We start from the raw sequence: 12,862 nt of genomic DNA, 5'->3' as shown, positions 1-12,862 counted from the left end.
AAGCACAATGCGGTCAGCCAAAAGGATTTGGCCCCATCGACAGAGAGCCCGACTAAGTGTCGGGTTTTTTCGTTCCAGCGACATGCTTTTCACGAAGTGCTCACAGAACGGAGCGCAGATTGATCGGACAAAAGGATTTGACCCCATACAGAGAGCCCGCAATACGCGGGCTTTTTGTTGTCTGCCATTCCAGCGACTAAGCTCCCCACTCTCTCGAATGGAGTCGAAGCTATGCCCTCCCCCGAATACTCTCTCTCCGATGTTCTTGAACGCTTGGATCACAACCAACTCGCCCTGGAGGCTGCGCTGATAGAGCTGACCTTATTGGTTGAGAGCCAGGGTCATGCCGAGACTGGCGACAATGTCCGCTGCGCGCTTCACACGATCGGTGAGAACGCCGGACACATCAAGCAGGGCTTGGCCAAGCTAAGGGCCCAAGGCCCACACTAATAAAGCTGTCCCCGACGTCCGCCTGCAACACCCTTTTTTGGACTCTGTGCACATGCAGTCCGGAACCAGCACACGCTGTTCGGCGCGAAGGTGTGCAGCTGCACTTGCCTAATGACTGATCACCGACCTGGCCCAAAGGTTAACTGGCCATGAACAGCGAAGGTAAGGCGCCCCCTCTACATCTCAATCTGAGCGCCCTCGCTGTCAGCCGACTCGCCGCCAATTGAAGCGGGAGGTTCTGAGTCCGACCGGACTATCGAGACCCACGACCAGAAACACGATGTTCAACTTTGCGCACACTCCGTCTCGTATGAATGGAGGAAATTTGTACGGTTTGCGGTGAGACTGGCACCACGAAAAAACCGATCTGCCGAGCACCAGATTGATGTACTGGAAAATGTACCCATTGGGGCTGGATATGAGTGTTCTCTGGGGGGCGCAGCAAAAGTCAAAGACTCTGGACGAAAAAAATGGACCTCTTTTCAGAGATCCATTTTTTAATGCTTGGAGCGGGAAACGAGACTCGAACTCGCGACCCCGACCTTGGCAAGGTCGTGCTCTACCAACTGAGCTATTCCCGCGTCTTGGTGAGGCGCATTCTATAGAATCCAGAAGCCTCGTCAACACCTTGATTCAAAAAAGTTTATTTCTTTTCCACGTCGGTCTTCAGATGCGGCCAGGCAGCCCGCAAATATTGGACCATGGACCACAACGTCAGGCCCGCGGATATCAGCAGCAAGGCGTAACCCAGCAGCACCCAGAACGTGAAATCCGACGGATTCGCCAGCAGAATTACCAAGGCCAGCATTTGCGCGGCGGTTTTCCATTTACCCAGGTTCGACACGGCGACGTGAGCGCGGGCGCCGAGTTCGGCCATCCATTCGCGAAGTGCCGAGACGACAATCTCGCGACCGATGATCACGGCAGCCGGCAGCGTGAGCCAAAGGTTGCCATGTTCTTGCACCAGCAAAACCAGCGCAACGGCGACCATCAGCTTGTCAGCCACGGGATCGAGGAAAGCCCCGAACGGTGTGCTTTGTTCCAGTCGGCGGGCCAGATACCCATCCAGCCAGTCTGTGGCGGCGGCAAATGCGAACACCGAGGCGGACGCCAGGTAGCTCCATTGATACGGCAGGTAGAACAGTAAAATGAAGATCGGAATGAGCAGGACGCGTAGTACGGTAATCAGATTAGGGATATTCATCGGCACAACTGGCTACGAGGTGAGGGGGCATTCTACTCGCTGTGCAGATTGGCATAAATCAACTCTGCGAGCTTTTTACTGATCCCGGGTGCTTTGGCGATCTCTTCGATGCTGGCACGAGACAGCTCCTGCAATCCACCAAAATGTTTCAACAAATCGCGGCGACGGGTCGGTCCGACACCGGCAACGCCCTCCAGTGTAGACGTGCGGCGAGTTTTCCCACGACGGGCGCGGTGTCCGGTAATCGCGAAACGGTGAGCCTCGTCTCGTATCTGCTGGATCAAATGCAGCGCGGGGGAATCGCCACGCAAGGTGAATTCGTGGGCAGCATCGTTCAGGTACAGGGTTTCGAAACCGGCCTTTCGCGTGGCGCCCTTGGCTACGCCCAGCAGAATCAGATCAGGCACGGCCAGCTCGTTGAGCACGTCGCGGGCCATGGACAGCTGCCCCTTGCCACCGTCCACCAGCAAAATGTCCGGTAGCTTTCCCTCCCCGTCCTTCAGTTTGCTGAATCGTCGGGTCAGGGCCTGATGCATCGCGGCGTAGTCATCGCCCGGGGTGACGCCTTCAATGTTGTAGCGACGGTAGTCGGACTTGATCGGACCTTCGGGGCCGAACACCACGCAGGATGCCACGGTCGCTTCGCCGCTGGAGTGACTGATGTCGTAACACTCCAGGCGCTGTGGCGGTTCGTCCAGGTTCAGCACTTCTGCCAGCGCATCGAAACGTGCAGCAACGTGTTGACGGTTGGCCAGTCGCGCTCCCAGGGCCTGCTCGGCATTGGTGACCGCCAACTGTTGCCAGCGTGCCCGCGTACCACGAACCCTATGACTGATGGTCAATTCGCGACCACGCAGCTCATCGATGGCCGCGATCAGGGTCGGGAAGTCTTCGTGAACCACGTTGACGATCAGTTCGCTCGGCAAGTCGCGCTCAGGACTGCTGATGAAGTACTGGCCGAGAAACGCCGCCATGACTTCAGAAACGTCCTCTTCAATACCCACCTGAGGAAAGAAGTTCTTGCTCCCCAGCACCCGCCCACCACGCACACTGATCAAATGAACGCAGGCCCCACCCGGATTGACAAACGCTGCGATCACGTCGACATCGCCCGTCCCGCCTTCCATGCTTTGCTGGTCCTGGACCCGGCGCAGTAATGAAATCTGATCCCGCAACTCGGCCGCACGCTCGAATTCGAGGTTGATCGCCGCCTCTTCCATTCCTGCGGACAACTCGTCCGTCAGCGCATTGCTGCGCCCTTCAAGGAACATCACCGAGTGCCGTACGTCTTCAGCGTATACCTCAGGTTCCACCAGCCCGACACAGGGCGCCTTGCAGCGTTTGATCTGATACTGCAGGCAAGGACGGGTGCGGTTCTTGTAATAGCTGTCTTCGCACTGACGAACAAAAAACGTCTTCTGCAGCAGGCTCAGGCTTTCGCGAATGGCGCCGGCGCTGGGATAAGGGCCGAAATACTTGCCCTTGGCCTTTTTTGCACCGCGATGGATGCTCAAGCGTGGAAACTGACCATCCGAGAGAAAGACGTAGGGGTAGGATTTATCGTCGCGCAGCAGGATGTTGTAGGGCGGACGCCACTCCTTGATCAGCGTCTGCTCAAGCAACAAGGCTTCGGTTTCATTGGCTGTAATCGTCGTTTCGACCTGAGCGATACGCGCGACCAGTGCCGCGGTCTTGGGCGCAAGACCGGATTTGCGGAAATAACTCGACAGACGATTCTTGAGGTTCTTGGCCTTGCCGACGTAGAGCAGGCGTGCCTCGCTGTCGAACATGCGATACACACCGGGACGCCCACTGACCGTCGACAGAAAGGCGCTTGGATCGAAGACTTCAGTCATTTTCAGAGGCTGGCATCGACCATGCCATGACGAACCGCCAACAGCGTCAACTCGACATCGCTGCTGATCGAAAGCTTTTCGAAAATGCGGTAACGGTAAGTGTTCACGGTTTTTGGCGACAGACACAGTTTGTCGGAAATGATCTGGACCTTCTGACAGCCGACAATCATCAACGCGATCTGGATTTCCCGCTCCGACAAGGTGTCGAAAGGCGAATCATTGGTCGGCTGGAAGGATTTGATCGCCAGTTGCTGTGCAATTTGCGGGCTGATGTAGCGCTGCCCGGCAAACACCAGGCGGATAGCCTGGACCATTTCCGGGAGCCCGGCACCCTTGGTCAGATAACCCGCGGCACCAGCCTGCAACAACCTTGTAGGAAACGGATCTTCTTCGCACACGGTGACCGCGACGACTTTGATATCCGGATGACTTCGCAATAATTTGCGCGTGGCTTCAAGACCGCCGATACCGGGCATCTTGACGTCCATCAGGACCACATCGGGTTTCAACTCACGCGCCTTGAGCAGGGATTCTTCCCCGGACTCAGCCTGGCCGACTACTTGCAGGCCATCGATGTCAGCCAGCATTCGTGTAATGCCTGTACGAACGAGATCATGGTCATCGACTACTAGCACCCTAATCAAGCAGACACCTCGCGATATGGTCTTATTGGGTTGCCGACACCTTAGCAAAAAGCAACTGGCAGACCTAGCGGCAAGCGTCATATAAAAAGTTTCAATACATCTTGAAAGGCTTGTCGCATGCGTGTTTCAGCCGGGCGAGGCATCGGTATCGCGCTGCATTCTCAGGAAACACGCGTCTGTGCCGACCACCTTCAGGCCCTTTCGCTCATACAACGCTTGCGCGGGATTATTTTCAAAAACCGTCAAACGCAAAGCCGGACGCCGTTCCTTGCACGCCGTGGCGAATACCTGATCAATCGTCCAGGCACCGGCGCCCTGCCCTCGAAACGCTTCGAGGACGTGCAGTTCGCGGATGTACAGGGCTTTGGCGTCACGACTCAGACTGAAAAAGCCCAACACGGTACTGCCACTCACAATCAACCAGTTCTCGCGCCCTGCCCAACCAACATCGAAACCTTCGTCCTGCCACAGCAGATCGTGCTGAATGTAATAGCGGAGCATGTTGTTGCGGGTCAGTTCACGAGCGAAGTCGAGGTCCCGGGATGTCGCGGGACGTAATTCAAATACCATCACCTCGATGCAACCTCCACAAATTGCCCCTTCCAGCCATCAGCATCGCGGCGAGCCACAACCATCAGGTTGCCTGTACCCGGTGCGGCTGCAACCAGCGAGCCGTCCGACGCCCAGATCGCGCTGCGTCCTGCCGATTCCCAGCCACCCGTTGCACCGCCATGGTTGGCCATCAGGACAGTCATCGAATGAGCGCTGGCGTAGCCTTGCAACAAGGCGGTATCCGGGGCGTAGCCGTTTTCCGTGATCAGCACGCCCGCCGCATAGAGATCGGCGCCTTGCTGCGCCGCTGCAGCGGCATGATTGGCGTGAGAGAAATCCGCGCACACCGCCAACGCGACCGTATCGGCACCTATGGTCAGGGTCGAACCGCCGGTTCCCGGTGCAAATGCCACCTCCTCGCCTGGATGCAAATGCTGCTTGCTATAGACCCCTAGAGAGCCATCGACACCCAACACCAGCGCCCCAATCAATACTGGCGAATCTTCCGACAGCCGAATCGGCATCCCGACGACAGTCGCCACACCGACTTCCCGCGCGAAATCCCGTAGCGGTTGCAGCACCTCGGCGCTTGGCGAAATGGCCAATTCAGCCGCAAGTCCACGCTCGTACCCGGTCAGTGATAACTCCGGGAACACCAGTAATTGCACGCCCTGCTCAGCGGCAACTTGCATGAAGCGCTGATGCCACACAATGTTTGCGGCAAGGTCGCCGGCGATGGAGATCGATTGAGCAGCGGCGATGATCAGTGGCGTCATGGTTCGTCCCTGTGGCGTTGTACGTAAGTGGAACACAAAGTGTGTCACAACCGGCGACGCACTCAAGCGATAGAAAATGCCGTCGGTGATCGATAGCATTTTCTGATTGAATCCACGTACCGGCCTCGAGTAAGCTCGGCGCACTCATCGGAGACAAACCATGTCCAGCACCCTCTCACAGCTTCGTACCGTCAGCGCCCTGCGCTCGGTAGCGGCTGCCCGGGTGAATGACGTTTGTGCTCCGGTCAGCTTTTATTTTGGGTATTGGTTTAGCCACTGGCGCGCCTGATACCCACACGGCGCCCACTTTAAACGGGTCGCCACCAGAGAATTCTCAACCCCCGGTCGGCTTCCCGACCGGGGGTTTTGTTTTTTCAGCCCCGCACATTTTTAGCGACACACCAGACAACCAGAGGATTAAAAAATGAACTACGCCACTTACTACCGTTACGACAGTTTTACCGCCTGGCGATTTAGCAGCCTCCGCTCGGGACAGCCTGCCGCCTCCGATCGGTCACCCACAGGTGGCAAGCACACACACGCAGCCAATCCGGCCAATTGTCGAACACCCCAGTAGGGCCGAGTGCGCGGGAACGAACCCGCCGCCAGCCCAGGAAACCCGAATATGAACTCGTTCGTCTCTGCTCTGCCGCTGTCCACCTTGAGCCCTGCCAATGAAGCGCTGACCCTGCGTCTGCCCAGCTCATTGCAACTCAAACAGCAACTGCCACTCAGCAACCCCCTGACCCAGCAAGTCGCCGCCCACCGCCAGGCGGTTCGCGCGATCCTCAACGGTGAAGACTCCCGTCTGCTGGTCATCGTCGGTCCCTGCTCGATTCACGACCCTCAGTCCGCCCTCGAATACGCCGGCAACCTCGCCCGCCTCGCCGCCGAGGTCAGTGATGAAATGCTGCTGGTGATGCGCGCCTACGTCGAAAAACCCCGCACCACGGTCGGCTGGAAAGGCCTGGCCTACGATCCCCACCTGGATGGCAGCGATGACATGGCCGGCGGCTTGACCCTGTCCCGCGAGTTGATGCGCGAAATGCTCCGCCTGGGACTGCCGATTGCCACCGAACTGCTGCAACCGATGGCTGCCGGCTACTTCGACGATCTGCTGAGCTGGGTCGCCATTGGCGCTCGCACCACCGAGTCGCAGATCCACCGTGAAATGGCCAGCGGCCTGAGCATGCCGGTCGGCTTCAAGAACGGCACCGATGGTGGTGTCGGTGTGGCCAGCGACGCCATGCGCTCTGCCGCCCATCCGCATCGCCATTTCGGTGTCGACAGCCAGGGTCATCCGGCAATCATTCAAACGCCGGGCAATCCCGACACCCACCTGGTGCTGCGTGGCGGACACAGCGGGCCGAACTACGACCGCGACAGCGTCGCCCGGGTGAACAGCGATTTGACCAACCTGAAGATCCCGGCCCGGATCATGGTCGACTGCAGCCATGCCAACAGCGGCAAAGACCCGTTGCGTCAGCCAGCGGTGTTTAACGATGTGCTTGAACAGCGACTGCAAGGTGATCGATCACTGATCGGCATGATGATCGAGAGTCATCTGTTCGAAGGCTGCCAATCGCTGGGCCCGTCAATGCGCTATGGCGTGTCAGTCACGGACGGCTGCCTTGGCTGGAACGGGACGGAATTATTGTTACGCCAGGCAGCCGATCGGCTCAGAGCGCAAAGCAGGGATCAACAATCGGCGTGAGCCACACCCAACGTCCAGTCCTCCCAGCGAGGACTGGACGTCGGAATCGAGACACTATTAACAGGCAAAGGGTGTTCCCGAAGTAGGCCATCGCAGGAAAACGCTCTGTTACAGATAAAAAGATGTCCAAATATTCCGACCAAGACCTCATGTACTTTCGAACTTTCTTACATTTTCTATTCCGTTTTCATCAGGTTACAGCGGCTTTTTCATACAACGCCGAACAGCGGGTGTGCTTTAGAGTGAGCCCATCAACACACTTCTGAACGACTGCGAAAAAGGAAAGAACATGCTACGGAATGCAACTACTCAGTATCCGATCCTGTTGGTCCACGGGCTCTTCGGCTTCGATCGCATCGGCAAGGTCGAACTCTTTCATGACGTCAAGCAGGCCCTCAGGAGTGCAGGCGCAAGAGTGTTTATCCCGCATTTGTCGGCTACCCATAGCAATGAAGTCCGCGGCGACCAACTTCTGGCGCAGATCGAACGGGTACTGGAAGGAACCGGTGCAAACAAAGTCAACCTGATCGGCCACAGCCAAGGTGCACTCGCTGCACGCTATGCGGCAGCGACAGCGCCGGAAGCAATCGCTTCGGTGACGTCCGTCAGCGGACCGAATCACGGCTCGGAACTGGCCGACTTCTTGCGCAAGGCGCTCACGCCCGGGCGACTGCCGGAACACGTCGCCGCGACTGTTGCAACGTTGTTTGCAGACTTTCTATCGTTGCTCAGCGGCCACCGTCACCTGCCGCAGAACGCCATCGCCGCGCTGAATGCCCTGACCACCGAAGGCGTAGGCGCGTTCAACGACAAGTACCCCCAGGGGTTGCCGAAAACCTGGGGTGGCAAGGGTCGAGAACTGGTCGACGGCGTACGTTATTACTCCTGGAGCGGCACCCTGCAGGGCGACATCCTCGACAAAGGGCTTGATGCTCTGAGTCCGATGCACGGGTTCCTCCGCGCCTTTTCCCACTACTTCACCACCGAACCCGAGCAGAACGACGGCCTGGTTGGCCGCTACAGCTCCCATTTGGGCAAAGTCATCCGGTCCGACTATCCGCTGGATCATCTGGACAGCCTCAGCCAGACCGCCGGTCCGTTGCGCAAGGGCATCGACCCGATTGCCCTGTATGTGCAGCATGCGGAGCGTCTGAGAAATGCCGGTCTATAAAGGATTGCCATACGGGCCTGCATGGCCCGGACGGAACTTTGAGGAGAAATAGACCACTGAATCCGGTAGGATCCGCACTTTACTGAACATTGAAAGGAGTATTTCACCATGGCTAAAGCCACTGCCCGTCACATCCTCGTTGCCAGCGAAGCCAAGTGCAACGAATTGAAAGCCCAAATCGAAGGCGGCGCTGATTTCGCCGAAGTCGCCAAAGCCAACTCCACTTGCCCATCCAGCCGCCAGGGCGGTGATCTGGGTTCGTTCGGTCCAGGCCAGATGGTCAAGGAATTCGACACCGTGGTCTTCAGCGCACCGATCAACGTGGTGCAAGGCCCGGTCAAGACCCAGTTCGGTTACCACCTGCTGGAAGTGACCAGCCGTCAGGACTGATCTACCCTTAAGTTTTCTGCACAACGGCCCGCCTTTTGGTGGGCCGTTGTGTTTCGGATACGTGATACGAGTGGCGAGGGATGCGCCGCTAGCGTACAAATTGCGGTTACTGACCACCCGGCTCTAAGGCTGACAATGCGACTGGCTTTCCCTACTTTATTGTTCACGGCCGTGGCCCTGTTGTTGAGCGTCACCGGTGTGAATGCAACACCGCAGCATGCTTTGACCGTGTACGGTGAACCGGCGAAGTATCCTGCCGGCTTTAGTCATTTTGCCTACACAAACCCGCAAGCCCCCAAGGGTGGCACGATGCGCCGCTCGGCCGTCGAAATCGGTCATTTCGATCATATGTTGCCCTACATCGATAAAGGCATTGGCGTCACACAGATCGACGGCCTGCTTTACTCGCCCCTCGCCCAGCGTTCGCTGGACGAGCCTTACACCGTGTACGGCCTGGTGGCGCAGCAGATGGAGCGCTCGGACGACGGTTTGTTCCTGCGCTTCTACCTGAACCCCAAGGCCCGTTTCGCGGACGGCAAACCGATCACGGCCGAAGACGTGCGCTACACCTTCGACCTGTTGATGACCCAGGGTAGCCTGCGTTATCGCACCCAATTTACCGACGTAAAAGGCGTCGAAGTGGAATCACCTCTGACAGTTCGGTTCGACTTGAAAAGCAATGAGAACCGTACCCTGCCCCTCGATATCGCGACCCTGCCGGTGTTTCCCGAGCATTGGTGGAAGAGTCGCGACTTCGCCAATGGAGGCGGTTACGAGCCGCCTTTGGGCAGCGGCCCTTACAGAGTGAGCAAGGTCGACTCCGGCCGCAGCATCACCTTCACGCGCAATGCCGAATGGTGGGGCAAGGATCTACCGGTCAGCCGCGGCCTCTACAACTTCGATCTTTTCAGCATCGAGTACTTCGGCGATACCGACGTCGCCCGCCAGGTTCTGCGCGGCGGTGCCTACGACTACAACCGCGAATTTTCCGCCACCGGTTACTCCATCGGCTACGACGGCCCGGCCCTGAGTGACGGGCGCCTGCAAAAGGCGCACCTGGCAACGCAAGCTCCCCAAACGGCTCAGGGTTTTGTGTTCAACCTGCAAAACCCGCTGTTCCAGGACCGTCGAGTGCGTCAGGCGCTGGCCATGCTCTGGGATTTCGAGTGGAGCAACCGGCAGATGATGCGCGACATGTACATCCGCCAGCAGAGCTACTTTTCCAACACCGACCTCGCCGCCCGACACCTGCCGGACGCCGGCGAACTGGCGATTCTCGAACCGTTGCGCGGGCAGATCCCCGACGAAGTTTTCACCCAGGTTTTCCAAGCGCCGAAAACCGATGGCAGTGGCGTGATACGCGACAAACAGTTGCAGGCACTCGATTTGCTCGAACAGGCCGGCTGGAAACCCGGTGGCGATCAACTGGTCAATGCCGAAGGCAAGTCATTGAGTTTCACTTTCCTGGTCAGCCAGAACGGCATGGATCGATTGCTGCTGCCTTATAAGCGCACCCTGAAACAGATCGGCATCGACATGAACATCCGCCGCATCGACTCGTCCCAATACGTGAATCGCCTGATGAGCCGCGACTACGACATGATCGTGACCGGCTACCCGGTCACGACGTCGCCCGGGGGTGAACTGCTCAATTACTTCGGCTCGGTCTCGGCCAACGACCCTGGCGCCAACAACTACATGGTCTTGAAAAATCCGGCGGTCGACACACTGATCGCCGGGCTGGTTCGCGCCACCACCCAACCCGAAATGCTGCACTACGCCCACGCCCTGGACCGGGTGCTGCAATGGAACTACTACTGGATTCCCAACTACTACCCGCCGGGCAGCTCCACCGTGTGGTGGAATCGTTTCGGCAGGCCCAACGAACAAGCGAGCAATGACGAAGCCATCGAGAGCTGGTGGGAAATCAGCACCACGCCGCTGACCAACCAACAGATGACCGCTGAGCAAATCAGCCGTGGCAAACCCGGAGGGCCGCACTGATGTGGGCTTACATACTGCGGCGTCTGCTGCTGATCATTCCGACGTTGGTGATTATTCTTCTGGTCAACTTCATCATCGTCCAGGCCGCGCCGGGTGGCCCGGTAGAACAGGCCATCGCACACTTGCAAGGCATCGGCGGCGCGAGTGTCGGCGGCGGTTCCGGCGAACGCATGTCCGGCACCTCCCGATCCAGTCGCGGCCTCGACCCGCAACTGATCAAGGACATCGAAAAGCAATACGGCTTCGATAAGCCGGCGCACGAACGTCTGTGGCTGATGCTCACCAGTTACGCGCACCTGGACTTCGGCAAGAGCTTTTTCCGCGGCGCGACCGTCACCGACCTGATCCTGGAAAAAATGCCGGTGACCATTTCCCTTGGGCTCTGGGCAACGCTGATCACCTACCTGGTGTCGATTCCTTTGGGCATCCGCAAGGCCGTGCACCACGGCAGCCATTTCGATATCTGGAGCAGCACCGCGATCGTCATCGGCTACGCCATGCCGGCGTTCCTGTTCGCGATGTTCCTGATCGTGATCTTCGCCGGTGGCACCTCGCTGAACTGGTTCCCGGTGCGCGGCCTGGTCTCGGACAACTTCGAATCGCTGTCGACCGTGGGCAAAATCGCCGATTACTTCTGGCACCTGGTATTGCCGGTGACGGCACTGGTGATCGGCGGGTTCGCCACGCTGACCATTCTGACCAAGAACTCCTTCCTCAATGAAATCACACGCCAGTACGTGGTCACTGCCCGCGCCAAGGGGTTGAGCGAACGCCGAGTGCTCTACGGCCACGTGTTTCGCAACGCCATGCTGCTGGTGGTCTCGGGGATTCCCCAGGCGTTCATCAGCGTATTTTTCGCCGGCTCCCTGCTGATCGAAGTGATCTTCTCCCTCGACGGCCTGGGTCGCATGAGTTACGAGGCCGCGGTTTCACGGGACTACCCGGTGGTATTCGGTTCGCTGTTCATCTTCACGCTGTTCGGTCTCTTGATAAAACTGGTCGGCGACCTCTGCTACACCCTCGTTGACCCGCGCATCGACTTCGCATCGAGGAACGCCTGATGTTCAAGCTCTCGCCGTTAGGTCGTCGTCGTTTCGAGCGATTCAAGAAAAACCGGCGCGGCTGGTGGTCGCTGTGGTTGTTTGTCGGCCTGTTCCTGCTGACTCTCGGCGGCGAACTGATCGCCAACGACAAACCGCTGATCGTCAGTTATCAGGGCTCACTCTACTTCCCGGCCCTGAAGCGTCATACCGAGCAGGAATTTGGCGGGCAGCTGCCGTTCCAGGCGGACTACCGCAGCGATTATGTGCAGCAGCTGATTCACCAGGACGGTGGCTGGATGCTGTTCCCTCCAATCCCCTTCAGCGACGACACGCCGAACTATGACCTCAATCAACCAGCGCCTAGCCCGCCGACGAAGGTCAACTGGCTGGGCACCGACGACCAGGCGCGAGACGTGTTGGCCCGAGTGATTTTCGGTGCTCGGGTGTCGATCCTGTTTGCCTTGATGCTGACTTTTGTCAGTGCACTGATCGGCATCGCTGCCGGCGCCCTGCAAGGTTATTACGGCGGCTGGGTCGACCTGATCGGTCAACGGTTGCTGGAGGTTTGGTCGGGGCTGCCGGTGCTGTACCTGCTGATCATCCTGTCGGGTTTCGTCGAGCCCAATTTCTGGTGGCTGCTGGGGATCATGGCGCTGTTTTCCTGGCTGGCCCTGGTGGACGTGGTGCGCGCCGAGTTTCTGCGCGGACGCAACCTGGAATACGTCAAAGCCGCCCGGGCGTTGGGCCTGACCGACCGCAAGGTTATCGTCCGGCACATCCTGCCCAACGCGATGAACGCGACCCTGAGCTACTTGCCGTTCATTCTGACCGGGGCGATTTCCACCCTCACCGCGCTGGACTTCCTCGGCTTCGGCATGCCCGCTGGCAGTGCATCGCTGGGCGAATTGATTGGTCAGGGCAAGCAGAACCTGCAAGCGCCGTGGCTGGGATTAACGGCATTTTTTACCCTGGCGCTGATTCTTTCTTTACTGGTGTTTATCGGGGAGGCGTTACGTGACGCTTTCGATCCACGATCTTGATCCTTGGCCATGACGCGG

12 protein-coding genes and 1 tRNA gene are annotated in these 12,862 nt (G+C 58.3%); 7 read left to right on the top strand and 6 right to left on the bottom strand.

Features of this window, described 5'->3' with window-relative positions; genetic code table 11:
- The first annotated feature begins 231 nt into the window (after positions 1-231).
- Positions 232-450, top strand: coding sequence for a hypothetical protein (locus FQ187_RS15300; protein ID WP_149630129.1), 219 nt, complete (start codon positions 232-234; stop codon positions 448-450).
- Between the two features lie 505 nt (positions 451-955).
- Here FQ187_RS15300 and FQ187_RS15295 read toward each other — a convergent pair.
- The 6 genes from FQ187_RS15295 to FQ187_RS15270 all read right to left on the bottom strand — a co-directional run bounded on the left by FQ187_RS15295 (position 956) and on the right by FQ187_RS15270 (position 5,482).
- A tRNA-Gly gene (locus tag FQ187_RS15295) sits at positions 956-1,031 on the bottom strand.
- A 62-nt stretch (positions 1,032-1,093) separates the two neighbouring features.
- Positions 1,094-1,654: a CDP-diacylglycerol--glycerol-3-phosphate 3-phosphatidyltransferase gene (pgsA, locus tag FQ187_RS15290; protein ID WP_008150904.1), complete on the bottom strand. Its 561-nt coding sequence runs from the start codon at positions 1,652-1,654 to the stop codon at positions 1,094-1,096.
- 32 nt (positions 1,655-1,686) lie between these two features.
- The gene (gene uvrC, locus FQ187_RS15285) at positions 1,687-3,510 is read right to left on the bottom strand and encodes an excinuclease ABC subunit UvrC (RefSeq protein WP_056741535.1); all 1,824 of its coding nucleotides are present in this window, start codon (positions 3,508-3,510) and stop codon (positions 1,687-1,689) included.
- Between the two features lie 2 nt (positions 3,511-3,512).
- Entirely contained in the window at positions 3,513-4,154 is a 642-nt protein-coding gene (gene uvrY / locus FQ187_RS15280) for a UvrY/SirA/GacA family response regulator transcription factor (protein ID WP_123368181.1), read from the bottom strand.
- Between the two features lie 126 nt (positions 4,155-4,280).
- Positions 4,281-4,724 (bottom strand): N-acetyltransferase, encoded by a 444-nt coding sequence (locus tag FQ187_RS15275; RefSeq protein WP_149630128.1) that lies wholly within the window; start codon positions 4,722-4,724, stop codon positions 4,281-4,283.
- The gene (locus tag FQ187_RS15270) at positions 4,724-5,482 is read right to left on the bottom strand and encodes a carbon-nitrogen hydrolase family protein (RefSeq protein WP_149630127.1); all 759 of its coding nucleotides are present in this window, start codon (positions 5,480-5,482) and stop codon (positions 4,724-4,726) included. Before FQ187_RS15270 ends, FQ187_RS15275 begins: the two co-directional genes overlap by 1 nt.
- A gap of 625 nt (positions 5,483-6,107) precedes the next feature.
- On the opposite strand from FQ187_RS15270, the gene FQ187_RS15265 reads away from it, so the two are divergent.
- The 6 genes from FQ187_RS15265 to FQ187_RS15240 all read left to right on the top strand — a co-directional run bounded on the left by FQ187_RS15265 (position 6,108) and on the right by FQ187_RS15240 (position 12,844).
- Entirely contained in the window at positions 6,108-7,196 is a 1,089-nt protein-coding gene (locus FQ187_RS15265) for a 3-deoxy-7-phosphoheptulonate synthase (RefSeq protein WP_149630126.1), read from the top strand.
- Positions 7,197-7,485: 289 nt separating this feature from the next.
- Positions 7,486-8,367, top strand: a complete 882-nt coding sequence (locus FQ187_RS15260; RefSeq protein ID WP_149630125.1) for a triacylglycerol lipase — start codon at positions 7,486-7,488, stop codon at positions 8,365-8,367.
- A 108-nt stretch (positions 8,368-8,475) separates the two neighbouring features.
- Positions 8,476-8,757 (top strand): peptidylprolyl isomerase, encoded by a 282-nt coding sequence (locus FQ187_RS15255; RefSeq protein WP_008150918.1) that lies wholly within the window; start codon positions 8,476-8,478, stop codon positions 8,755-8,757.
- A 135-nt stretch (positions 8,758-8,892) separates the two neighbouring features.
- Positions 8,893-10,761: an extracellular solute-binding protein gene (locus tag FQ187_RS15250; protein ID WP_149630124.1), complete on the top strand. Its 1,869-nt coding sequence runs from the start codon at positions 8,893-8,895 to the stop codon at positions 10,759-10,761.
- Complete coding sequence (locus tag FQ187_RS15245; protein ID WP_149630123.1) at positions 10,761-11,822, top strand: microcin C ABC transporter permease YejB; 1,062 nt, start codon at positions 10,761-10,763, stop codon at positions 11,820-11,822. The genes FQ187_RS15250 and FQ187_RS15245 overlap by 1 nt, the downstream gene beginning before the upstream one ends.
- Positions 11,822-12,844: an ABC transporter permease gene (locus tag FQ187_RS15240; RefSeq protein WP_149630122.1), complete on the top strand. Its 1,023-nt coding sequence runs from the start codon at positions 11,822-11,824 to the stop codon at positions 12,842-12,844. The genes FQ187_RS15245 and FQ187_RS15240 overlap by 1 nt, the downstream gene beginning before the upstream one ends.
- Positions 12,845-12,862 lie beyond the last annotated feature (18 nt).

Source organism: Pseudomonas sp. ANT_J28 (assembly GCF_008370005.1).
GTDB classification, from domain to species: domain Bacteria; phylum Pseudomonadota; class Gammaproteobacteria; order Pseudomonadales; family Pseudomonadaceae; genus Aquipseudomonas; species Aquipseudomonas frigoris.
The sequence above is the reverse complement of the archived record's forward strand: the minus strand, read 5'-3'. Positions and strand labels throughout refer to the sequence as shown.

Coding starts and splice junctions, on each gene's coding strand:
- FQ187_RS15300 (WP_149630129.1), top strand. CDS start 232: ATGCCCTCCCCCGAATACTCTCTCTCCGATGTTCTTGAACGCTTGGAT.
- pgsA (WP_008150904.1), bottom strand. CDS start 1,654: ATGAATATCCCTAATCTGATTACCGTACTACGCGTCCTGCTCATTCCG.
- uvrC (WP_056741535.1), bottom strand. CDS start 3,510: ATGACTGAAGTCTTCGATCCAAGCGCCTTTCTGTCGACGGTCAGTGGG.
- FQ187_RS15275 (WP_149630128.1), bottom strand. CDS start 4,724: ATGGTATTTGAATTACGTCCCGCGACATCCCGGGACCTCGACTTCGCT.
- FQ187_RS15270 (WP_149630127.1), bottom strand. CDS start 5,482: ATGACGCCACTGATCATCGCCGCTGCTCAATCGATCTCCATCGCCGGC.
- FQ187_RS15265 (WP_149630126.1), top strand. CDS start 6,108: ATGAACTCGTTCGTCTCTGCTCTGCCGCTGTCCACCTTGAGCCCTGCC.
- FQ187_RS15260 (WP_149630125.1), top strand. CDS start 7,486: ATGCTACGGAATGCAACTACTCAGTATCCGATCCTGTTGGTCCACGGG.
- FQ187_RS15255 (WP_008150918.1), top strand. CDS start 8,476: ATGGCTAAAGCCACTGCCCGTCACATCCTCGTTGCCAGCGAAGCCAAG.
- FQ187_RS15250 (WP_149630124.1), top strand. CDS start 8,893: ATGCGACTGGCTTTCCCTACTTTATTGTTCACGGCCGTGGCCCTGTTG.
- FQ187_RS15245 (WP_149630123.1), top strand. CDS start 10,761: ATGTGGGCTTACATACTGCGGCGTCTGCTGCTGATCATTCCGACGTTG.
- FQ187_RS15240 (WP_149630122.1), top strand. CDS start 11,822: ATGTTCAAGCTCTCGCCGTTAGGTCGTCGTCGTTTCGAGCGATTCAAG.